At 39.1% G+C, this 22,821-nt stretch carries 22 protein-coding genes and 1 other annotated feature; of the genes, 3 read left to right on the top strand and 19 right to left on the bottom strand.

The genetic code is table 11. From position 1 onward, the window contains the following. Positions 1-39: 39 nt before the first annotated feature. The 13 genes from E2R53_RS05785 to E2R53_RS05725 all read right to left on the bottom strand — a co-directional run bounded on the left by E2R53_RS05785 (position 40) and on the right by E2R53_RS05725 (position 12,306). Positions 40-1,155, bottom strand: coding sequence for a GerAB/ArcD/ProY family transporter (locus E2R53_RS05785; protein WP_133310797.1), 1,116 nt, complete (start codon positions 1,153-1,155; stop codon positions 40-42). A gap of 24 nt (positions 1,156-1,179) precedes the next feature. Next, positions 1,180-2,358 carry a Ger(x)C family spore germination protein gene (locus E2R53_RS05780; protein ID WP_165970902.1) on the bottom strand — a complete coding sequence of 393 codons (1,179 nt, stop codon included), beginning with the start codon at positions 2,356-2,358 and terminating at the stop codon, positions 1,180-1,182. Between the two features lie 10 nt (positions 2,359-2,368). Then, entirely contained in the window at positions 2,369-3,850 is a 1,482-nt protein-coding gene (locus E2R53_RS05775) for a spore germination protein (RefSeq protein WP_133310795.1), read from the bottom strand. Positions 3,851-3,986: 136 nt separating this feature from the next. Further along, positions 3,987-4,610 carry a LysE family translocator gene (locus E2R53_RS05770; RefSeq protein ID WP_133310794.1) on the bottom strand — a complete coding sequence of 208 codons (624 nt, stop codon included), beginning with the start codon at positions 4,608-4,610 and terminating at the stop codon, positions 3,987-3,989. Positions 4,611-4,678: 68 nt separating this feature from the next. Continuing rightward, complete coding sequence (locus E2R53_RS05765) at positions 4,679-6,037, bottom strand: sodium-dependent transporter (protein WP_133310793.1); 1,359 nt, start codon at positions 6,035-6,037, stop codon at positions 4,679-4,681. Between the two features lie 63 nt (positions 6,038-6,100). After that, positions 6,101-6,325, bottom strand: a binding site (T-box leader). 115 nt (positions 6,326-6,440) lie between these two features. Then, positions 6,441-6,707, bottom strand: coding sequence for a hypothetical protein (locus E2R53_RS05760; protein ID WP_070877517.1), 267 nt, complete (start codon positions 6,705-6,707; stop codon positions 6,441-6,443). A 198-nt stretch (positions 6,708-6,905) separates the two neighbouring features. Then, positions 6,906-7,565, bottom strand: a complete 660-nt coding sequence (locus E2R53_RS05755) for a prolyl oligopeptidase family serine peptidase (RefSeq protein ID WP_133310792.1) — start codon at positions 7,563-7,565, stop codon at positions 6,906-6,908. A gap of 117 nt (positions 7,566-7,682) precedes the next feature. Continuing rightward, positions 7,683-8,504, bottom strand: coding sequence for a membrane protein insertase YidC (yidC, locus tag E2R53_RS05750; RefSeq protein ID WP_133310791.1), 822 nt, complete (start codon positions 8,502-8,504; stop codon positions 7,683-7,685). After that, entirely contained in the window at positions 8,438-8,821 is a 384-nt protein-coding gene (locus E2R53_RS05745) for a hypothetical protein (RefSeq protein ID WP_133310790.1), read from the bottom strand. The genes yidC and E2R53_RS05745 overlap by 67 nt, the downstream gene beginning before the upstream one ends. 123 nt (positions 8,822-8,944) lie before the next feature. Beyond that, positions 8,945-9,403 carry a DinB family protein gene (locus E2R53_RS05740; protein WP_133310789.1) on the bottom strand — a complete coding sequence of 153 codons (459 nt, stop codon included), beginning with the start codon at positions 9,401-9,403 and terminating at the stop codon, positions 8,945-8,947. A 21-nt stretch (positions 9,404-9,424) separates the two neighbouring features. Next, the gene (locus E2R53_RS05735) at positions 9,425-10,255 is read right to left on the bottom strand and encodes a helix-turn-helix domain-containing protein (protein ID WP_133310788.1); all 831 of its coding nucleotides are present in this window, start codon (positions 10,253-10,255) and stop codon (positions 9,425-9,427) included. Positions 10,256-10,566: 311 nt separating this feature from the next. Next, on the bottom strand, positions 10,567-11,340 hold the full coding sequence (locus E2R53_RS05730) for an SDR family NAD(P)-dependent oxidoreductase (RefSeq protein WP_133310787.1): 774 nt from the start codon (positions 11,338-11,340) through the stop codon (positions 10,567-10,569). Positions 11,341-11,721: 381 nt separating this feature from the next. After that, complete coding sequence (locus E2R53_RS05725) at positions 11,722-12,306, bottom strand: YtxH domain-containing protein (RefSeq protein WP_133310786.1); 585 nt, start codon at positions 12,304-12,306, stop codon at positions 11,722-11,724. A 189-nt stretch (positions 12,307-12,495) separates the two neighbouring features. Here E2R53_RS05725 and pepF point away from each other — a divergent pair, with 189 nt between their 5' ends. Beyond that, positions 12,496-14,310: an oligoendopeptidase F gene (gene pepF, locus E2R53_RS05720; RefSeq protein WP_133310785.1), complete on the top strand. Its 1,815-nt coding sequence runs from the start codon at positions 12,496-12,498 to the stop codon at positions 14,308-14,310. A 345-nt stretch (positions 14,311-14,655) separates the two neighbouring features. Here the strand turns inward: pepF and recQ are convergent, their stop codons facing one another. Together recQ and E2R53_RS05710 are read right to left on the bottom strand one after the other, a co-directional pair. Beyond that, a complete protein-coding gene (recQ, locus tag E2R53_RS05715; protein WP_206197355.1) occupies positions 14,656-16,794 on the bottom strand; it encodes a DNA helicase RecQ in 2,139 nt (712 codons plus the stop codon). A 120-nt stretch (positions 16,795-16,914) separates the two neighbouring features. Further along, positions 16,915-17,112: a cold-inducible protein YdjO-related protein gene (locus E2R53_RS05710; protein ID WP_070875891.1), complete on the bottom strand. Its 198-nt coding sequence runs from the start codon at positions 17,110-17,112 to the stop codon at positions 16,915-16,917. Between the two features lie 252 nt (positions 17,113-17,364). Here E2R53_RS05710 and E2R53_RS05705 point away from each other — a divergent pair, with 252 nt between their 5' ends. Beyond that, positions 17,365-18,021: a hypothetical protein gene (locus E2R53_RS05705; RefSeq protein ID WP_133310783.1), complete on the top strand. Its 657-nt coding sequence runs from the start codon at positions 17,365-17,367 to the stop codon at positions 18,019-18,021. Between the two features lie 16 nt (positions 18,022-18,037). Here E2R53_RS05705 and E2R53_RS05700 read toward each other — a convergent pair whose 3' ends face one another. The 3 genes from E2R53_RS05700 to E2R53_RS05690 form a co-directional block, all read right to left on the bottom strand. Continuing rightward, the gene (locus tag E2R53_RS05700) at positions 18,038-18,247 is read right to left on the bottom strand and encodes a cold-inducible protein YdjO-related protein (RefSeq protein ID WP_133310782.1); all 210 of its coding nucleotides are present in this window, start codon (positions 18,245-18,247) and stop codon (positions 18,038-18,040) included. A 285-nt stretch (positions 18,248-18,532) separates the two neighbouring features. Then, positions 18,533-19,645: an ATP-binding protein gene (locus tag E2R53_RS05695; RefSeq protein ID WP_165970901.1), complete on the bottom strand. Its 1,113-nt coding sequence runs from the start codon at positions 19,643-19,645 to the stop codon at positions 18,533-18,535. Then, the gene (locus tag E2R53_RS05690; protein WP_133310780.1) at positions 19,620-20,312 is read right to left on the bottom strand and encodes a cobalamin B12-binding domain-containing protein; all 693 of its coding nucleotides are present in this window, start codon (positions 20,310-20,312) and stop codon (positions 19,620-19,622) included. Before E2R53_RS05690 ends, E2R53_RS05695 begins: the two co-directional genes overlap by 26 nt. Before the next feature lie 235 nt (positions 20,313-20,547). Here E2R53_RS05690 and E2R53_RS05685 point away from each other — a divergent pair, with 235 nt between their 5' ends. Then, positions 20,548-21,720 carry an alanyl-tRNA editing protein gene (locus E2R53_RS05685; protein WP_133310779.1) on the top strand — a complete coding sequence of 391 codons (1,173 nt, stop codon included), beginning with the start codon at positions 20,548-20,550 and terminating at the stop codon, positions 21,718-21,720. Positions 21,721-21,733: 13 nt separating this feature from the next. Here E2R53_RS05685 and E2R53_RS05680 read toward each other — a convergent pair whose 3' ends face one another. After that, positions 21,734-22,471 carry an SDR family NAD(P)-dependent oxidoreductase gene (locus E2R53_RS05680; RefSeq protein WP_286166085.1) on the bottom strand — a complete coding sequence of 246 codons (738 nt, stop codon included), beginning with the start codon at positions 22,469-22,471 and terminating at the stop codon, positions 21,734-21,736. Positions 22,472-22,821: the final 350 nt, after the last annotated feature.

Here is a 22,821-nt window from a genome sequence, read left to right as displayed (position 1 = left end):
AAAAAGTCTACTCTTCCCCAGACGGTTTTGCAACTGTTATTATTGCACAGGCGCATTCTTTTTCTGAAGATGCGCTTTAATCAGAAGGATAATCAGCAACAAAATAGGAACCCCAAATTGAAATGGCAGGTGGATATATACTGGAACAACTTCCAGCCCGATCTTGATATGCTCATTAATGCTGTCTGCCATAAAAAAAGTTGAAGTAAATCCAGCGGAAATAGCAGCATATACAAGATAGTTATTTTTAACTTTTGGCAATACCTCAGATAAGCCTTTTACAGATGCATAAAGGAAAAGCACCACCTTAATAAAACCTACAAAGAAAAAGACTATGACAGACAAAATCTCCACATGCTGAAAAAAATCCAGCAAATCAATGGTTTCAATTGTTTTAATGAGAGGATAGGAAAAGAATTTCGCAATTTTTGCCCCTAACATGCCGATAATGGATTCTGTAATCGCAATGATGATCAATCCGCTTAATACGACAGCCGTCCAGCCTTTTTTCAGAAGAAAACTTTGATCATTAACAGCGGGGAAAATCATGAGAAAAACGACCAATTCTCCAAATGGAAAGGTAATCTTGGCAGGGAAAATATTTCCAATAACCGTCTTCCAGTCCGGTTTTATAAGCGGAAGAACATTTGTCCATTCAAACAATGGCGTTAAGACGGTAATTAAGGTAGTTAGTGCAATCAGCAGGATGCTTCCGAAAAAGAGCAGTTCTGAAACTCTTGCAATGGCCTCTAAGCCTAAGATGCAGGCATAGCCTGCCAGCAGAACAAAAACGAGACCAATTACCCATGTCTGAATGTTGTAAAAAAGAACGGAGCTGATAAAAAATTCAAAATCCTTCACCACTCTCATGCCGATATAAAGGAAATAAGCCGAATAAAGGCCAAGTACAAATTTCCCTCCCCATTTGCCGAAACCTGTTTTTAAAAGCTCTGAAAAGGTTATTCTGCTTTGATGAATGCGGAGCAGCCAGTTATACAGAAAATAGATTCCTACACCAGCAATCATCGCAATCAAGTTCACAAGCCATGCCTCTTCCTCTGCATCAATACTAAGTCCGACAACAACTGTGCTGCCGAGGAGAAACAGTACCATTAATGAAAAAACCTGATAAGGGGTTATCTGCTGATTGATCATTCTATCATCCTTTGTTTATATGGTTTAGGGTATTTTATTAACGTCCCCCATTTTCTCAATCGTCAAGTCTACATCTACTGTAATTGGAACAGATGGATACAATTCGCTCCAATTTTTGTTGATCTCGTTAAATTCAAAAGGATTTTTTAAATAAACCTCTTTTAAAACACCAAGATAATCATTGTTTTCCTCCTGACTTTTGGCTATCAGGGAATTCATTTCGCTTTTCAAGAACGCTTCAGCCTTGGATTCAAGATTTTTTATTTTGGCCTGTTTGCATGTGCTTTCTAATACTTTCCCTTTAGCCTTGAATATTACATGAAAAGAGGGCTTGCCTTCTTGATACTCAGGTTCGACTTTGGTTTTTGACCTTGTAATGCTAATCGTAAAATATCCCTGGTCATCTGTTCCGCATCCTGTCTCGATACTTGTCTTTTTTATTCTGTTCGTGAACGCATTATAGACTTTACTTTCATCCCTGTCCAAATAACCTGCAAGCTTATCCTGCTTGAAATAGGCCATTCCGTTTATGACCAGCAGAACTGCCGGTTCAGTAGCAGAAATGTTTTCTTTTGTAAAAGCAATCTCATCATCGCTGCTTAAGGTAACAAATGGAAGTGCGGTTTGCTTTATGTTTCTGAGCAAATCGTTCATGACTTTAATTGGATACATATTAACAGCGGTTCCAATGTTTGTTTCATTGTTATATAGAATTTCATTTATTCTTTTTGAAGAAACCTTTTGTACAGGGGTTATGGTCTTTAAGATTTTACTTGCGGGAAAATTTTTTGTAACCATGATTTTTATGCTTGATGAGATCTCAGACTCCGTTAAAAAAAAGGAGGTAATGTCTTTGATTCCTTTTTCTTTTGCTATTTCATCTCCTATCAGAATCAGTTCTGCGCTGTCAAGAAAAAGCTTCCTTGAATTTCGATTTGAGATGTTTTTCATTGCTTGTGAAATTGTTTTTCCCGATTGACGGTAAATGATTGAACCAGGTTCATCACCTGATGAATCGGGTTTTGATGCTGTATTAATTACCTGGAGGGTTACTTCATACCCTTCATTACTCGAATCAATACCAATCGCAGATACAATGGCAATGGATTTAATAAGCGTATCTTCCACGTTTTTTGAAATAAACACACTGCCGCCAAGAGTAAGGACGGCGAAAAAGATTGCTGTCCATAGTTTTTTCTTCATAGCATCCTCCCTAATCATTTTTCAGGCGGTCTTTTTCTTCCGTCGTAAAGGTTTTCTTATTATTCAGCTGTTCATATATAGGCAGCCTGACTGCAGCATCCTTTTGGTCTTCCAGCTTAAATGGTGCAAACGGCGCGAGATAAGGGACGCCGAATGATCTAGAGGATGACAGCTGCAGCAAGTAATACAAAATTCCCGCAATGATTCCAAAGAATCCAAGAATGGATGCCAAAAACATAAAGATGATTGTCAGCTTTTGTGAAACGGGTGCAAGTGTATAGACTGGTATAATGCTTGAAAAAATGTAAGATGCACTTAAGACAACAAGTGTAAATGGCTGAACAAGATAAGCTTCCACAGCAGATTGCCCCAAAACGATCGCAGCAAAAACAGTGACTGTAAAGACAACAGATTGGGGAAGTCTAAGTGAACTTTCTGTAATAATTAAAATCAGAAAATAAAAAACGACGGTTTCCACGACAGTAGGAGCCGGGACAAATTCCCTCTGTGTAACGATTCCCACAAGCAGATTCGTGGGTATCAGCCCCGGATGATAAATGGTGAACGCAATGTATAAGGCTGGAAGCAAGATTGCAAAGCAGTATATTAAAATCCTGGAAAACCGTTTCACAAATATTTTTTTAGTAAGAAAGTAGTAATCATCAGGCGACTGAAACAGCTGGACAAATACGGTTGGCAGTGTAACAACAAATGGCGATCCGTCAACAATGAGAGCAATCCTGCCCTCGAGAACTTCACTGCAGACAACGTCCGGCCTGTCGGTCGAAAGGGTTAGCGGAAAGATGGAACTTGATGAGCTTGTCAGGGTTTCTTCTAGATAATTGGAATCAAGGATCACATCCATTTTTATAGTAGATAATTTTTCTTTCAGTTCTTTTAAAATTTCCTGATCGGCTTTCCCTTCCATGTAAACAATGGAAATTTTGGTATTCGAATCAATAGATTCTGGAGACTCGATCCTGAGTGTTGGATCTCTGATAACTTTTCTGATAAGCGCTGTATTCGAAGAAATATTTTCATTAAAACCTATATCAGGGCCTTTAAGTGTACGCTGTGCTTTGGGATTTGAAATACTCCGCTCAGGAAACTTGTCCGTTCCAGCCGCAATGCAGCTAGTTTGGCCTTCTATAAAGATAACAGTATTCCCCATGAGCAGTTCATTCACGGCAAGATTCATATCTGTTATTCTTCTGGTCGCCTTTAAAGCAATAACGTGATTTAGAAGAAAGTCTAATGTATCATCTGCACTTTTTGCTTTTTCCGCGTCAAATGAAGCAAGAGAAGGAAGGATAAAATCTTCCAGTTGATTGCTTTCAACAATCGTGATGATATAAACGGCCAAAAAAGAATATCCGTTGTTTTCAACATTTTTAAATTTCAGATCTGAACTGTTTCCGAGTTTCTCACTTATCCAAGATTGGCTGTCAGCCAGTGATTCAGATATTTTAGCAGAAGCAACTAATTTAGACATTTTCGTCCCTCTGTTTCTTCGTAGTTATGGATTAATATTCCTAACCGGCTAAATAATTATGTGAGTCTTAGGCAAAGAAAAAAGAACCCGCTAAAAACGGATTCTTCTACCTAGAATCAAATGATTCTGATGCTTTTCACTTTCTCTCAAACGCTAATTTAATTCCGAATCCAATGAGTACTGCTCCAGTAATGCCTTCCATCCATTTTTGCACTGCAGGCTTTTTCATGAATGCACTTAACTGATGGATCAAGTAGATATAAATAATAAACCAGATAAAAGTAAGAAGTGTGTACGTTAATCCCATGATCATAAACTGTGTAAATGTATTCAATCCAGGCTCCAAAAATTGGGGGAGAAAAGTTAAAAAGAAAACAGCAACCTTGGGATTAAGGAGATTTGTCAAAAATCCCTGTCTGTAACAGTTGATCCGTTTTGGATCAGACTTTTGCTCTTCATGATCTTGGAGGCTGGCCTGTTTATTGATGGTCCATAAAGATTTAAGTCCCAAGAAAATCAGATAGCAAGCCCCCGCGTACTTCAGGATGGAAAAAAGAAAAGCTGATTTGACAATTAGTGCTGATAAACCCAACACAGCTGCAAACGTATGAATTAAAAGGGCTGTCAAAGTCCCAAGTACTGTTTTCATACCTCCTGCTCTGCCGCTTGTGATTGTATTTTTAGTAGCAACGGCTGTATCAGGCCCCGGCAATAGAATTAATAAGATTGACATGATGACAAATAATGATAAGTGCTCCAAGATGCTCCCCCCATATTCTGAATTTTACCAATTTTAACATATGGAGGGTGCGGCCGGATAGAGGTAATTTAACGGGACAACAGTTTCCAAACTCCTAACACATCCAGCAACACAAGGAAAATAGCGATTGGAGCTACGTATCTCATTAAAAAGAACCAAGTGTTAAAAATTCCTTTAGATAAAGACGAGCCGTTAGAAATTTCTGCGTAAAGCATCGATTTTTTCATTTTCAAAGGAACAAAGATTGAAATAAGCAGTGCGCCAACCGGCATGAGAATGTTGCTGACTAAATAATCGGCTGCATCAAAAATTGATTTTCCGAAAATGCTTACGTCACTCCAGATTCCAAATGATAAGGCAGATGGCACTCCGACTGCGAATATAGTCAGTCCAATGATCCAAGACCACTTAATCCGTTTATTAGCATCACCTTTAGCAATTACAGAAACGATAATTTCAAGCATGGAAAACGCTGATGTTAATGAAGCAAATAAGAATAGCATTAAGAAGGCAACAAAGAATATCATTCCAAATGCCATTTGATTAAAAACGGTCGGCAGAACATTAAATAGCAATACAGGACCAGCATCAGGCTTTAGTCCAAATGTAAAAACTCCCGGGAATATAGCTAATCCTGCCATAATAACAATAAAAATATTCATGCCTACAATCGAGATCGCAGACTGCGGCAAATTTGAATCCTTCGGCAAGTATGAACTATAGGTAAGCATAACTGAAACACCTACACTTAGTGTGAAAAAGGATTGTCCAAGTGCTGCAAGAATGGCTTCTGAAGTTAATTTTGAAAAGTCAGGATAAAATAAAAATTGTACGCCTTCCATTGCACCTTCTAGTGTAATGGAACGGAATATCAGCACTATAAATAATAGAAATAAGGCCGGCATCATAAATTTGCTTGTACGTTCAATCCCATTTTGTACACCCTTTGCAACAACGGCAATGGTTATGATTATAAATACAAGGTGAGCTCCGACACTCAGCATCGGATTTGATATTGTAGCTCCGAATAACTCCCCAAACTGCTGTTGATTAAGTCCATTCAGTTCTCCTGATATAGCTTTAACTAAATATAAAATGATCCATCCGCCAATCACACTATAAAATGAGAGCAAAACAAAACATGTTATCATGCCCAGGAATCCAATAGAATACCACTTTGAATTTGGTGCAATTTTTTTATAAGATTCAATCGCATCACTTTGTGTGCTTCGCCCGATTGCAAACTCTGCAAGAAGTAAAGGCAATCCAAGCAGGATCGTGAACAACAGGAAAATAAAAAAGAATGCTCCCCCTCCACTCACACCTGCGATATATGGAAACTTCCAAATCGCTCCAAGCCCGATAGCAGATCCTGCTGCAGACAAAATAAATCCTAGTTTTGAAGACCACTGCTGATTTTCTTTCATATTGCACCTCTCATAAATTCTGTCGATTATTAATGAAAACGCAAAAAAGCCGCCCCTATAAAATATAGGGGCGACTTTTCATCGCGGTACCACCCTAGTTGAGAATACGATCTATCCTCCGGCTCTGAAGTCTTTATCGGGACAATCCGTTAATCCCTTCCAATAATAGGTCGAAATTAAAACTCAGGGACCGAAATTCATCTTTTTTGTATGTACTGATTTCCACCAACCATCAGCTCTCTAAAACAGTGACAATAAGATTACTATGCTTCCCATCAACGTTACGTTCCATTAATTTATAGATAATTTAAACATCTAAGACATGAGCTTGTCAACATAATTCGTATTTTATAAAAGGATCATTAAATTTCCAGCTGCTGTTCTGCAGAAAAAATGCTCATTATTATTCATCAAAAACTTCCGGTTCATTAAAAACAGTAATCACTTTTGTAGCGCTATTTATCTTGCAGTCCAAATTCCAAATGGTTTTTTTAAAGCAGACAACATCCTCATTTTCAAGGTAAAACTTTAAGAGCACATCATCTTCAGCATCAATAATCGCATATTTATCCTTGCTTCTGAAAAGCTCATGGTCTTTATGCATGACAATTTTCCAGCCATGTTCCAATGAGAATTCTTTAAAATCTTTCGTGAATTTTTTTAAATTCATAAAGCTTTACCTCCAATCAGTCTTTATTTTAATAAAAAAGCTTGTGTAGAGATGATATAAATGGTATATTACTAGAGCGATGAGCTGATTTGTGTAAGTCGAAGAACGCGCGGTTTTCCGCACACATGAATGTGGTCATGTGGTTTTTCGCCTCAAAACGCAAGGAGACGACTGTTTTTACAGCGTCTCCTTTTTTATTTACTTTGTTTGCTTTAAAAGCCATTCATAAAACTCAGGATCATTGTATGCAGCTGTCCATGAATCATGGCCTGCTTCAGGATACGAAGTAAACTTGACATTTCCTCCGGCAGCTTTAATGGCATTCACCATATCCAGGCTTTCTCTGATTGGGATGACATCATCTCTTTCCCCATGAAAGATCCACGTCGGAATATCCTTTAGCCTCTCTGCTTTTTCAGGGCAGCCTCCTCCGCAAATCGGTGCAAGCGCAGCAAATAGATCAGGCATCCTTGATGCAAGCTTAAAAGCCCCATAGGCTCCCATGCTCATTCCTGTTAAGTAGATGCGTTTCATGTCTACACGATGCGTTTTTATAACCTCTGTGAGAAGTGCAGCCACTCCATCTAATTCCATAATCCAATTTGATCTCCTTGCAGTAGAAATTGGACATTGCGGCGCAAGAAATATGAACGGAAAGTCTCCTTTTTCAACGACCTCCGGCAGACCTATTGTTTTTACAAGCTCAGGATCTGTGCCGCGTTCCCCAGCCCCGTGCAGAAACAAAACGAGCGGTACCTCTCCTGTTTCATCCTCATATCCTGGAGGCAGTTTTAATAGGTAGGACAGATTAACATCTATTACTTTTGTGATTGTTTGCTGAAATACATCTGCTCTCATCCGCTTAACTCCTTCAGTAGTTTTCATCTATGTCATGTATTACATTCTGCCTGAGATACAGCAAATCCTTTTTTAAGCAGCAAAAAAGGCCAATTCCCTTGGAATTGGCCTTGGATGTTAAGATTTAGCAACTGATAATGAGGTTGATTCTGTCTGAAACAGTTTCTTTGTCAGCTTGGTTTGAAGGATGACAAAGATTCCGCCGATCGTCCAGTAAAGCGGCAATGCTGCAGGTGCTGTAAGCGAAAATACACCGATCATGATTGGCGACAGATAGCTGAACATGGCCATTTGCTTTCTCTGCGCCTCTTCAAGACCAATTAATGAAACTCTGGACTGTATATAATAGATTCCGGCAGCTAAAAGGGTCAATGTTAAATCAGGACTGCCAAGATTGAACCATAAAAATGAATGCTCCGCAATTTCAGGTGTTCTTTGAATGGCATAATAAAATCCTGTTAAAAAAGGCAGCTGAATCAGCAGAGGCAAGCACCCGCCAAGTGCAGCCAGCGGATTAATATTATGCTTTTGATAAATCTTCATCGTTTCCTGCTGAAGCTTAGTTTTTGCCTCTGCATCTTTTGCTGTTTTCATCTTTTCCTGCAGCGCTTTTAATTCCGGCTGTGCACCAGCCATCTTGCCTTTCATTTGCATTTGGTCTTTTGACTGCTTTAATGCAAACGGAAGCAAAACAAAGCGGATCATCAGAGTGACAAGGATAATCGAGAATCCATAGCTTCCTTGAAACCAGTCTGCAAACGTTTTAAGCAATACGGAGAAAGGATAAACAAAATAGTGATTAAAAAAACCTGGTGTCTGTCCTGTAATGTCCTGAATGTTTCCACTAGCCTGCTGACAGCCGCTCAGTAAAATCAGCAGTGTAATTCCTGTGAGTGCAAGTAATGTTTTCCGTGAAATGAATGCAGCTTTCTTTTCCATATAAATCCTCCTTGGTGTTTTTCATTTTGAGCTAAACTTCCAAGAAGGATCGCGGATGGTACATCATCACCTGAATCGTACCGTCTCATTTGTTTGGTCATCCATAAAAAGATGGCATTTGTTTCATTTTGCATCAGCTGAGAGGATAATTGGCTATCCTGCTCTTTTTCCAAAACTGTTTTTAATGACGGATGTTTCTTAAAAGACTGATTCAGCAAGTAGCCGAAAGCAAACATGGCTGCTACGGTAAAGAATAAACTCAGCAGCGACAAATATGGGGTTAAATCATGGGTGATTTCAATGATCATCTGCTGCATTCACCTCCTTTTCATATCATCAGTATATACCTATGCTTTTAAAAAAGAAAGAGGATGTCAATACCAGTCTTCTTCTTGCATAAACGAAAAATGCCTGCTGACTTATCATCAGCAGGCGTTCTTTCAGCTCTTCTTAACATACATAGGAAGATCTGTGTGTCCAAGCATTCGAGCATAAACAAAAAGATTTCCTTTATGATTCACTTCATGTTCAATGCCCATTTTAATGAGTGCGGACCCGGGAACACTGAAGCCAAATATATCCTTTAAATCAATGACTTGATTTAAATCTTCGTCTGTTAAAGATTCTAGGATCTGCACCGTTTTTTCAGTATAAGCCTCAGCAAGTTTCAGCAAGTTTGTCTCCGCTATTTCAGCTTCCTGCATAAGAGGCTGCGCATTTCCAGCTTTTACTACAGCAGTAAATTTATACATCGAAGTCAGCATGTGAGTAATTAGTTTTTCTGTCGTCATAGATGTTTCTGCAGGTTTAAATTCTGGGTTATCATGCTGCATTTTTGAAATTAACTCCAAAGTAACAGCTCGGTGTGATAGAAAATGATTAATCAATTTTGCGTTCATTTAAGGGCCTCCGGCATGTTTTTATTTAGCGAATCCCATGAACTGCTTCAGCATTGAAAGGCCATATTTGCGGTCAGATCTGTCATCTCTTGTTTTCTGATGCTGCTGAACAAACGCAAGAAATTTTTGTTCGCGGATTTCAATATGCTTCTTTGCAAGTTCCCGCTCGTATCTGATTTCTTCTTGATACATATCTCTTTCGCTGCTTGACGTTTCATGGATCACATCAAGCTTATCATGTAGAGCTCTGAATTGTCCTTCAGAAGCACTCCGCTCTGCAAAAGATTGTTCATTGATCTTATTTTGGAGGGATGAGAATTGTCCCTTTACCGCACTCAGCTGAATTTTAGATTGTTCATTGATCCTATTATGAAGCGCTGTGAATTGACCTTTCGCAGAATTCAGCTGGGTTTTGGAATGCGCATTTAGCTCCTGCTTAACAGTTCTTTTCATTTCATCTATCAGGGTGAGCTCCAGCTGATCCATTTTGAGTTCTAAAATCGAAATATCCTGTTTTCCTTTTTCTTCAATTAAATTAAAGATTTCCTCAAGCGCAACTTTTATATTTTTCTTAGCTGAGAGTTCAATGTCAGGATCAGCCTTTGAAGCAGCCGCCTCTGATTTTCCGTTCATATTCAGCATTTGGACGATCGTTTCATGATCTAGCTGACTGTCTTTTAAGTGCTTGATTTTTCGCAGCATCTCAATATTTTCGGGTGAATACACTCGTGCATTTTTATGATCCCTCTCGATGTCAAGGAATGCTGAGAATTCCAGTTCCCACATTTTCAAAATATAAGAAGATTCCCCAAGCAATGATGCAACCTTTGATATATTTAATGTTTTCCCCATTTAAAACCCCGCCTTTTCTAATTTTTTGTTGCTATACCATTCGAGGCGGGCATAAGCGGATTCCTGCTAGTCGACAAAGGTTCTAAAATAAAGTCATCATCCTTTGAAATCATATGTATTTCGGCATTTTCTGCTTATTTGGAATAAATGGCTTGCTCTTTATATGAAATTGCATCTCTTTATTCTTTTTGGCTGTTTTTGCATAGATTTTTGTTTTTCATGATAAATGATTTGTTCCGTTCCTTCCGCTGCAATCCACTTATGGTTTCTAATTTTTTAGTTAATAGCAAAAATATTTACGAAAAGAGCTTTTAAAAACCCTGAATTGTCATTCCTCCATCAACAAATAAAGTTTGGCCAGTGATGTAGCTGGCTGCATCGGATCCCAGAAATACAGCCGGTCCGACAAGCTCAGGAAGCTGGCCTATTCTTTTTAAAGGGGTAACAGCTAAAATATCTGCTACATATTTTTCATCGCTGAGTATTTTTTCGGTAAGCGGTGTTTCAAAATACCAGGGACCAATAGAGTTGACGGCAATATTATGCTGCCCCCATTCAAAGGCAAGCACCTTAGTCATTTGAATCATCGCCGCTTTTGTCTGGGCATAGACGACCCCAGTACGCAATGCAGTTTGTCCCGCTACAGAAGAAATATTAATGATTCTGCCGCCACTACTCTGCTGCTTCATCATCTCTCCTGCCAGCTGGGACATAAAAAAAGCAGATTTCAAGTTGGTATTCATGATCGTTTCCCATTCTTCCTCTGTTACATCAAACGCATTTGACCGGATATTCATTCCGGCATTATTGATTAATATATCCACAGAGAGATTGTTTTCCTTTATTTGCTCAAATGCCTGATTCATACTGGCTTTATCCGTGATATCTGTTACAATTGGATAAGCTTTTCGGCCAAGGGCTTTTACTTTGTCCGCAGCCTCAAGAAGATCTGCTTCTGTTCTGGAAAGCAGCACAACGTCTGCTCCTGCTTCTGCATAACCAATCGCCAATGCTCTTCCAATTCCCCGTCCTGCACCTGTTATAACCGCGAGTTTGTTTTCAAGATTAAAAGATGGTAAATACATGCCTATCCCTGCTTTCAATAAAATATCTATTATTTTATCATATAATTCAGATTTTTCTGCTTTGAAAGCTGTCTATATGCTGAACTCTATTAGGTGTAGATTGATATGATCATAATAAAAAAAGGCTGTGTTCGCGCAGATTGTTGTTTTACGATTATGAATGTAGTTCGTTCCTTGCAGCGAGAGGAACTTGATTTCCGAGGGGAGCATGTGAGCCTCCTCGACGTTGCCTGTGGGGTCTCCCATTTTGCTCTATTTCCCACAGGAGTCAAGTTTATCCGCTGCTATCCACTTATCGTTTTAAATATCTAGAATAGAATCAACAAAGTTTACTAAAAGAACATAAAAAAAAGAGCAGACAATTGTCCGCTCCCTTCTCTATTAAAACTTTCCGACATTGCTGCCTGGAATGGATGTATGAGTTGTTGGTGTTTCCGGTGCTTTTGAAGCTTCAGGACGATTAGTTTCAGTTCCGCCAGTTAATTCCGCGCCTGCTTCTTTAACCTTTGAACCAATTGAAGCCAGATCCTTTTGTGCGTCTTTAGCTGTAGAGAGTGTATCATTTGAAATTTGAACAACGTCATTCACGTTATCCATCACATCTTCATTTAAACGGTCATACAGGTTTTTTGCTTCATTAATTGCATCCTTTAATGAATCTGCAGCACTTTTAAATTGCGATACCATTTGATTTTTGACTTCACCTGGATTTTCTTTTACTTGTGTAAAAACATCAACAGATGAATCTTTCAAGTTAACAGCTGAGTCTTTCACTTGATTGCGGGTTTTGCGGTCAAACAGAGTAACCAGTCCGCCTACAACTGCTCCTACTAACATGCCTTTTACCAGCTTGCTGTTATTTTTATCTGCGCCTTTTTTCGCAATGCTTGTCTCAGTCTTAGAAATTTCTGTTGGAGCCGGTTGTGATCCCAGTGTATTATTTTGGTTTGTGTTATAGATTGTCATTGTATAAGTCCTCCTGTTTGGTTAATGTCATACTCCATACATACCCTGCTCTTTCTATTTATTAAACCTATTATATGAAAATCATAAATAATTTTTAATAATTTAGAATAATCTGTCCATATTCTCCCTCTAGTTGTATAATTACTTAGGAACACGAAAGACCAATATTCGTTTTGGAGGGATTGTCCATTGGAAAAAACGATTGAAAAACGTTTAAATCGAAATGAAGTACCTGAAGAACTAACATGGAATCTGGAAGATTTGTTTGAATCTCAGCAAGATTGGGAGTCAGAACTAACATCTATTGAACGGGATGCAGCACAAATAAGAAAATTCAAAGGAAAGCTCGGAGACGGAGCGGATTCTCTATTAGATTGCTTTCAAGCTGAAGAAAATTTGTCAAAAAAATTGGTGAGAACGGGAACATACATTAGTCTTCTTCAATCTGCAGACGGTACAAATCCCGATCATCAAGGAAATTATTCCAGGTTTTCCGCAATCCTTTCAAAAACAAATGCAGATATATCTTTTATAGAATCTGAACTATTGTCTCTTCCCGATGGAACAATTGATGCATACATAAAAGAGCAAAGCGGATTAGAGGCATTCAGCAAAAAACTGAATGATTTGCTTCAGTCAAAAGCTCATCAGCTGTCAGAAGAAACAGAAGAAGTATTGGCAGCCTTAGGGGAAGTCCACGGTTCACCATACCGAATCTATCAAACAAGTAAATCTGCTGATATGGATTTTGAGGCAATTGAGGACGAAAACGGCAATGTTCTGCCAAATTCATTTGCTCTCTATGAAGACCGCTATGAATTTACGCCAAATACATTTGTTCGTAGAAAAGCATACGAGTCATTTACAGAAACACTGAAAAAATATAAGAATACTTTTGCATCTGCCTATGGCACTGAGGTAAAAAAACAGGTCACTCTATCACGCTTACGAAAGTATGAGTCAGTAACAGACATGCTCCTGAAGCCGCAGCATGTAACAAAAGAAATGTACCATAATCAGCTGGATATTATCCAAAATGAACTTGCGCCCCACATGAGGCGGTTTGCTGCCTTGAAAAAAAGAGTTCTGAAGCTTGAGGAAATGCATTTTTGTGATTTAAAAGCTCCGCTTGATACAGAATTTAATCCAAAAACAACCTACGCTGAAGCCGGGAATGTTATTGTCGAAGCGCTTGAAGTTATGGGACCCGAATATTTGCAAATCATGAAAAAAGCGCTAGCAGACCGCTGGGTTGACTTGGCGGATAATGTTGGAAAATCTACAGGTGCCTTCTGTTCAAGCCCTTACGGTGTGCATCCATATATTTTAATTACATGGCAGGATACGATGAGAGGCGCCTTTGTTCTCGCACATGAACTTGGCCACGCCGGACATTTCTATTTGGCAAATAAAAATCAGCGCATTATGAATACAAGGCCGTCTACTTACTTTGTTGAAGCTCCTTCAACATTAAACGAAATGCTGCTGGGAAGGCACTTGCTTAAAAAGACTCAGGATAAACGAATGAGACGCTGGGTCATCCTGCAGCTCCTGGGAACTTATTATCATAATTTCGTTACGCATTTGCTTGAAGGAGAATTCCAGTGCCGCGTGTATGATGCAGCCGAAAATGGGCAGCCGATTACAGCTAAAATGCTTTGTGATCTTAAAGGGAATGTGCTCTCCTCTTTCTGGGGCGACTCGGTAATATTGGACGCAGGAGCGTCATTAACGTGGATGAGACAGCCGCATTATTATATGGGGCTCTATCCTTACACTTATTCAGCTGGACTGACAGCTTCAACCTTGGTTTCACAAATGATTGAAGAAGAAGGAAAACCGGCAGTAGACCGCTGGATCCGTGTATTAAAAGCTGGCGGAACCAAAAAACCAGTAGATTTACTCAATGATGCAGGCGTTGATATGACAAACCCAGAAGCAATCAGAAAAGCCGTCGCCTACGTCGGCATGCTGGTGGAAGAACTTGAGGACAGTTATGAGTAACCCGAAAAGCGGAACCGACTGGCCGAGGGGCTAAGAGGTGGAGCTAGACACCGGGTAATGCGGAACCGACTGGTCAGACCGAGGAGTCAATACAATACAGAATTGATGGGGTTTCCAATTTAATTGAAGGGGTTTTGGAATTAATTCATGTGGTTTCCGAATTAATTGGAGGGGTTTCCAGTTTAATTGGAGGATTTTGTTCTGGCCGGGGGGCCAGGAGGTGGAGCTGGACAATGAGAAAAGCGAAACCGACTGGTCATACCAGACAGATAAAAAGATTCCTGCTTTAACCTTTATCATCCAATAAAGACCAGCTGAAGTTGATTTCACCTGGTCTTTTTATATTTAATCATTCTTCACTAATAAGTGAACAAGTTGTCTTTTAACAATGGCCGCTTTAATCATAAAATAAGTTACCCCATCGGGAAGGCTTTCTTTCAATGGCTTCAGCAAGCTATACCCATGTGTGCGGATCGCATCTTCTATCTGTTTTTCATATTCAGCCGGAATCCAATCGTCAAAATCAATCTCCAGTCCTTCTTTGGCACAGCGCAGTAAATGGTTTTCAATGGTTATCTCTGACAACTCTCTTTTTTCCGCAATTTCTTTTACATTCAGACCTTCTTTGTATAATTGCAGAGTATCAAGATGAGATGATTCTTTCCGTTCTTTTTTAACAGGACTCATTGTTTGAACTGATTGCTGGACATCAGGGTTCTCGTTTAAATAGGCGGTTATTTTTTCAATAAATACTTCACCGTACCTTTCTTGTTTTGCTTCTCCAACCCCCTGCACAGCAAGAAATTCTTCGAGAGACTTTGGCATTTTAGCACTCATATCCTTTAAAGATTTATCTGAAAAAACGACGAACGGCGGAACATTCTCTTCAGTTGCAAGCTGTTTTCTAAGCGCTTTAAGCTGCAAGAACAACTCATCATTTGCTGCGGCTTCCGCTATTTTCATTTTTTCCTTTCTAAGCACTTCTGCATTGCCTTTCAGGACCTCCAGTCCCTTCTCTTCAACTACCAAAACGGGGAATTGTCCGCCAGTTATTGAAATATATTGTTCTGAAGTCAGATAATCAATAAATTCACTCACTTCTTTTGCCGTACGATGCTTTAATATTGAATATGTGGAAAGTTCATTAAATTTAAAATCGATCACTTTTTTGTTTGAAGAACCCGTCAGCACCTGGCTGATCATGGTTTTACCGAATCTTTGCCCCATTCTGATCATGCATGAAAGCACCATTTGCGCTTCTTTAGTAACGTCCTCATGCGTTCGCTCGTCCATGCAATTGCTGCATTTGCCGCACGGCTCAGCTTCACTGTCACCAAAATAATTCAGAATAAATGCTTGAAGACACCCTTCTGTATGACAATAATCGCGCATTTGATGCAGTTTAACAAGCTCTGCCTGCTGTCTTTCTTTCTGGTGGGTGGATTGTTCGATTAAATAACGCTGCAATCGAATATCCTGCGGGGAATACAGCAGAATACATTCACTGTCTAAACCATCTCTTCCCGCTCTCCCCGCCTCCTGGTAATAGCTTTCCATATTTTTAGGAAGCTGATAATGAATGACATATCTGACATTTGATTTATCAATTCCCATCCCGAATGCATTAGTAGCAACCATTACAAGAATATCATCCCTCAAGAACAGGTCCTGCTGCAGTCCGCGCTGCACATCACTCATCCCCCCGTGATATCTCCCTGCCAGAATTCCTCCTTTAATAAGGAGTTCATAAATGTGGTCTGCTTCTTTTCTTGTAGCAGCGTATATGATTCCTGACTCGGTGCTGTTTTTAGCTATGTATCTTTCAATAAAGTCGTATCTGTTTTCACCTTTGCTAACATTGAATGATAAATTTCCCCGCTCAAATCCAGTTACAGTAGTATATTGCTCTTGTATTCCAAGAGATGTGCATATATCTTCTTTAACAATTGGAGTCGCTGTAGCTGTCAATGCAAGAAAAACGGGATTTGATTTAAGTTCTGTCTTTAATTCTTTAATTCTTAAATAACTTGGCCGAAAATCATGACCCCATTGTGAAATACAGTGAGCTTCATCAACGGCTACCATCGAAATATTCATTCTTTGAAGCTGCTCAATAAACATGGATGATTCCAATCTTTCAGGAGCAACATATAAAATCCGATAATTACCCGCTTCTAAATCCAGCAGTCTGGCGCTGGTTTCTGTTTGAGAAAGTGTGCTATTGAGGAAAGTCGCAGGGATTCCTGCCTGATCAAGAGAGTCCACCTGATCTTTCATAAGTGAAATAAGCGGAGAAATGACAAGGGTTATACCTGAAAATAGGAGAGCAGGAATCTGGTAGCAAATCGACTTTCCTCCTCCAGTCGGCATTATGCCTGCTGAATGATTCCCATTTAAAACGTTGCTGATAATTTCTTCCTGTCCCGGACGGAATGATGAATATCCAAAATAGTGCTGCAAATGCTCTTTCGCTTGTTCTAACAAAATGATATCCCTCCTGAAAAATGACTGTACTCCAATTTTACATGCGCGGAATTGGATTGGCTATAGCCCGAGTTAAAATCGAATTTTGTATAAATAAAAAAAACTCTAAAATAGAGTTTTTTAGTACTTTTTATGATTATTTATAACCTCTAGCACTTTAGTGCTAGCTTTCATTTCGCTTTTGCAGAGCGGACAAACCGGTGTTTCACTTTCGCTGCTTTTAAAGTTATCGCGAACCCAGCCCTTACAGTCCTCAGATGTGCAGATCCATACCTTCGTTTCCTCTGTGACGATATCTTCTGGTTTTTTTCTATACATTCATGACTCTCCTCTCAGGTTCTGTTTAATAAATAGGATGAAACATTTTTAGAAAAATCATAAACGTTATTAACTGGAAGAAAAAAATTCACCAATTATAAAAAGTACCCTTTGCGTGATGACTCTTTATAAATAGTGAATTTAAATGCAATACTGCTTGATTATTTTATATGATTTCACTGCATTTGTCAATAGAAGTTCCCATTTGCAGATAACGGCCTTCTTGAATTAAGCTTGATTAAGGAGGTGTCAATGATGGACACAATTTTATACTTAATCTTTACGTTTACTTACATCCTATTATTTGCAATTGGAATCTTTTTATTAAGAAGAAAGACATCTGTCCCAGGAATGATTTTACTCCTCGTTACCCTTGGATTAATCATTGATAATGCGATTATTGCATCAGGTGCATTTATCGGGGAAGGTCAGCCGTTAAAATCAATCAGCTTGATTCGTTTTTGGACTCATGCCCTGTTCACACCTGCTCTTGTTCTCTTTGGCTGGTATATGGCAAATGGGTTCGGGGTGAAGTGGGCAAAATCACGCTTTTCCTTTAATTTTGCTCTTGTCCTTTCCTTAGTGCTGATGATGATAGAAATAGTCACAGAAACGCTTCCTCTGACTTTAACACCTGTCAATGAATATGGTGTCCTGCGCTACTCATCGGCAAACAGCTCTGGTCCCCCAATTATGGTTTTGGTTTTAATTGTGTATCTTCTTGCTGCAGGCTTCAGCATTTGGAGAAAAACGAAATGGCCGATTATGCTGTTCGGCGTCGTCATAATGCTGTTTGGAAGTGCTGTATCTCTTCCAATACCAAGCTCAGCTGCTATAAACGCGTTTGAACTTATCTTCATTCTTGCTTTATGGATTACATACAGAAAAAGTCTTAAGGCTGCCGATTAATTCGGCAGCCATTGTTTTATTTACTGAAAGGATTGTAGTCCATTTTTATTTGCGGCAGCTCACGCACTTCTTCTGTCATCTGACTTCCGCACATCGGGCAGGACATATCTTCCGTGGAGAAATCTTTTCTCATCCAGCCATTACAAGCTTCCGATTCACAAGCGTATACCGTTGTGTCCTCAATAATTGTAACGGGTTCTTCAGCACCCTTTTTCGCAAAGTACATGAGCATAACTCCTTTTTTTATTTAGTATACGCTTTTAAAAATAAATTATTTATGTCATTTAACTTTTTTAAAATGGAATAAAAAAAGTTATGGACATGTCTTTGACCTTCAATTCTCCTAATCAGTCATCTGTGACATTTGATTCGTGAATGATTGCTCATACAGCAGAGAATATTGAGATTTTTGTAATTTTCAGCTTCATTTTCAGGATCATTTATGCCATAATTAATACTGATTTAGTCGCACAAAAAAAGCCGGATCGAATGACGCAATCCAGCTTTTGACCTATATATGAATGGGCAAAGATATGCGGAAGGCGGACCCAATCCCCTCTTCGCTTGCCACTTCAATTCTGCCATTATTCGACTTAATGATTTCAAGACAAACCGCAAGTCCTATGCCGGTTCCTTGTTCCTTGGTAGTAAAGAATGGTTTAAATAGAGAATCTACTGTTTCCTTTCCCATTCCTATGCCGTTGTCAGTAATTTGGATAACAACATGACCATCTTCGATCCTGGTTGTTATTGCAATGATTCCATTATCTTTTTGGTGACTGATTTGAATGGCTTCCATCGCATTTTTGACAATGTTCAGCAGCACTTGTTTCATTTGCTTTATATCAACAGTAATCATAAGCTCTGGATCATTGACAGTATAAGTAAGCTCGCAATTTAACAAAATCGCTTCGCTCTTACATATCAATATGATGTCATTTATCAGTTTTCGAAGCAAAATAGGCTGTATGTCTTCGTTTTTTTCTTTTGAGTTATTTAAAAACTCATAGATGATATCGTTTGCCCGGTTTAATTCTTCTAATGCAACATCAGCATAGTGTCCTTTTCCGATTTCGATTAAATGAGGTTTTAACAGCTGGAGAAATCCTTTTACGCTTGTAAGCGGATTGCGGATTTCATGGGCGATGCTTGCAGCAATTTGACTTACCGTTGCCAGGCTGTCCTGCTTTATGGCAATTTCCTTCATCTGCTGCAGCGATTTCTCAAGCTGCTCCTGCTTTTCAAGCAAATTAAGGTTTGCATAAAGCAAATCACCTTCAAGCGTTTTAACAGCCTGATAAATCTGATCCACACTTTCTTCTTTATCGATGCAAAAAATATGAATAAAGTTTTTGCCCTCATATTGAATATATACGTCAAATAATGTCATAGGATTTGATTTCGTTTTTAAATTCAGCTCAATTTTCGTAATGGACGGCGTGTCCAAAATGAACTTAGCTGCTTTTTTCTTGCTTCCAATTCCAACTATATCAAGGAAATGGCTTTCCTCATCAAATATGTTAAACGTGCATTTTGAAACTGATACGATCTTAAGCTTTCGATCGACCAGAAAATAAGGAAATGGTATTTTATCATATTTACTTGCGATTAATTGCATTTCCATGGCGATCATTCCTTGAGTTAGATTTTTCAATCCAGCTGCCGAGCTGGTCTATGTTTTGAATCACCACGGTGTTGGGCGGGCAGTAATAATCGAGATCAAAATCGCTTGTCAGTTTTCCCCCAAGCATAATCGTCGGCGAATAATTCAGCTTTTGCAGATCATCCATATATTGAATAACAGTCGGAATGTTGCAGATTACGCTTGTCGAGAATGCAATGACATCCGGCTTCCACTTTTCAGCATACTGACAAATATTATCCATAGAAACATTTGACTCAATACAGCTTGCTTCCCAGCCATATTCTTTAAATAAGAAAGAAGTCATCATCATGCCGATTGTATGTTCTTCATTTCTCATTGAAAGCAGCATAACACGCGGCTTCATTGTGGCAGGCGATAGTATATTAGGTTCTTTATGTAATTGTTCCACTTTTAAATAGTAATAACTGGAGATCATAGATTTGCAGACAGCCGCTGCTACATATTCATCTGCCACAGTCGCACGATTCATTTCCCACAATTCCCCGACATTGTCCATAGTGTCTGATAGAAACCTATACACTTCCGTACTGGTTGTATCTGCTTCAATCATACTGTTTAAGTAGTTCCAAGAAAGACTGTGTGCGCCATCGATAAACAATTGACTCAACTCTTTAACGGGATTCATAGAAATCACCAACCAATCGTTTTCATCTTCTCATCTACCTGAAAACAGCTGTCAAGAGAGAATATGCGGTAAATGGCATTATAGTTTAAGGTTAACACATAAATAGACAACTAGATACAAATATTCGTTCGTATGACGAATTTTTCTCAAATCTTTACAATCCATCCTCTCTCTTATGTGCATAGGCAGAGTTTGATACAATAATTAAGAGAAGATTTTTGAGAGGATGTTTAAGATGAATGAGAAGTTATATTATACCTCCCCTAAAACATTTGAGTGGAAAACAACGGTTACAGAAACTGCAGAACGCAATGGATTAAAACTGGTAAAGTTAAAAGAAACCGCTTTTTATCCAGAAGGCGGCGGACAGCCTTCTGATCATGGCTTCATTGATCATATTGAAATCACGGGTCTTTTAGAAATTGGCGAAGAAATCTATCATATCGTCTCTGACTTTCCATCTGAAAATGAAGTAACATGCAAAGTAAACAGCAAACGCAGAATCGATCATATGCAGCATCATTCAGGTCAGCATCTCTTATCTGCTGTCTGCATAGAATTATTTGATTTTCACACAGAAAGCTTCCACTTAGGATCTGACACAGCAACAATTGATTTACGGACGCCTCAATTAACTCCTGAGCAAATGAAGTTAGTAGAGGAGAAAACGAATCAATATATCTTTGAAAACAGAAAAATATATACTTTTTTCGCTGAAGAAGCTGAACTTCGTGATTTGCCGCTGAGAAAATGGCCAGATTTGAAAGAAAAAATCAGGATTGTTCAAATTGAAGGCATTGATACTTCTGCCTGCTGCGGAACACACGTTGAACGCACCGGAGAAATCGGATTGCTTAAGCTGATTAAGACAGAAAAACAAAAAGGCATGATCCGTCTTCATTTCAAATGCGGCTTACGCGCTCTTTCTGATTATCAGAGCATTCAAGAAACCATTCAATTTGCCGGTCAGTTCTTTCAGACGTCCGCGAATGAGATTTCAGCGAGATTGACAGCAATGGATCAGGAAACAAAGATGCTGAAAAAAGAAGCAGAACAGCTGAGAGCAGAAAATGCCGCTTTTACTGCTGAAAAATTGGAAATGAAACAAGATGGCTCCTTTAGTCATAAGCTGTTTGAAAAGAAAACGATAAAAGAGCTCCAATTGATTGCTTCCCGATTAATAGAGAATGGAAAGCAATATGTCCTTCTCGGTTCCAGCAGTGAAAAATGCGTCCTTTTCTCACAAAAAGGCACTGTTCACGCAGGTTCCTTATTTAAAAGCAATCTTGCTGATTTCGATGGAAAAGGCGGCGGCAGCGAAAAGCAGGCACAGGCAAAATTCGCAGATGCCTCTGAAACAGAACGTTTCTTTTTACGGATAACAGAAACAATGGACCAGCTTTTATAAGCTGGTCCATTGTTTATATGCCGAACGTATTTCCCCCATTTACAGAAATGGATTGGCCTGTTATGTAAGCTGAGTCTTCAGAGGCAAGATAAGCCACTGCCTTCGCTATGTCTTCCGGAGTCCCCATTCGATTAAGCGGAATGGTTGATTGATAAGCATGAATATCCGCTGCTTGAACGTTCTCATGCCTTTCAACCGGAATAAAGCCTGGATTTACAAGGTTGACGCGAATTCCATATTCTCCAAGTTCACTTGCCCAGGAACGTGTCATCCCAAGCATCGCTGCTTTTGCCGTTACGTAATTAGAAAATGACGGATTGCCAAGTGAAATGACTTCACTGCCAATGTTGATGATGGATCCGTTTTTTTGTTTTTTCATACCGGGCATCACCGCTTTCAGTAATAAGAATGGTGCTTTTACAAAGAACTTCAGCTGATCTTCATAGTCTTCCCAGCTTGCTTCTTCAATTGAAAGCTCTGGCTGAGGCCCTGTAGCATTATTGACCAATATATCAAATGTTCGGTCCATTGTGACTTGGCGGACACCTTCCTCGCTCGTGATATCTCCTTTTGCGAGAAAAGCTCTCCCGCCAGCTTGTTCAATCTGTTTTTGAACTATTTTGGCATGTTCATCTGAGTGAGCATAATTCAAATAAACATCTGCCCCCATTGTCGCCAGTTCCGCTGCAATCACTTTCCCGAGTCCTCTTGATGCACCTGTGACTAAAGCCGTTTTACTTTTCAGTTTCAATTTGATTTCTCCAATCCAATGAGCGGTGATTTTCGCATCAATACCTATAAGTTTTAAGCATCGATCAATTGAAAAATTTGAACAGATAATTCCAAAACGGCTTCCTGAGCTTGTCTGACATGCTGCAAAAGGCTAACTGAAATAATAGACAACTTCATTTACCGTCTGATCTAAAACGTACAAAACGTCATAAAACTCTTCCAAAAAAAGCTCTAAACAATAAAAGGGTGATTTCCTGCTTAGTATAATCTCTATTAAGTTTGTGTGGCAATTTTTAAACTCTTCTGTCTTTTTCTCCATAAATAGATTAATAAGACTTTGACCGTTGTTTCAAAAACATTCACATTTCA

This window comes from Peribacillus frigoritolerans (genome assembly GCF_004358755.1).
In the GTDB taxonomy this organism is placed as follows: domain Bacteria; phylum Bacillota; class Bacilli; order Bacillales; family Bacillaceae; genus Bacillus_P.
The sequence above is the reverse complement of the archived record's forward strand: the minus strand, read 5'-3'. Positions and strand labels throughout refer to the sequence as shown.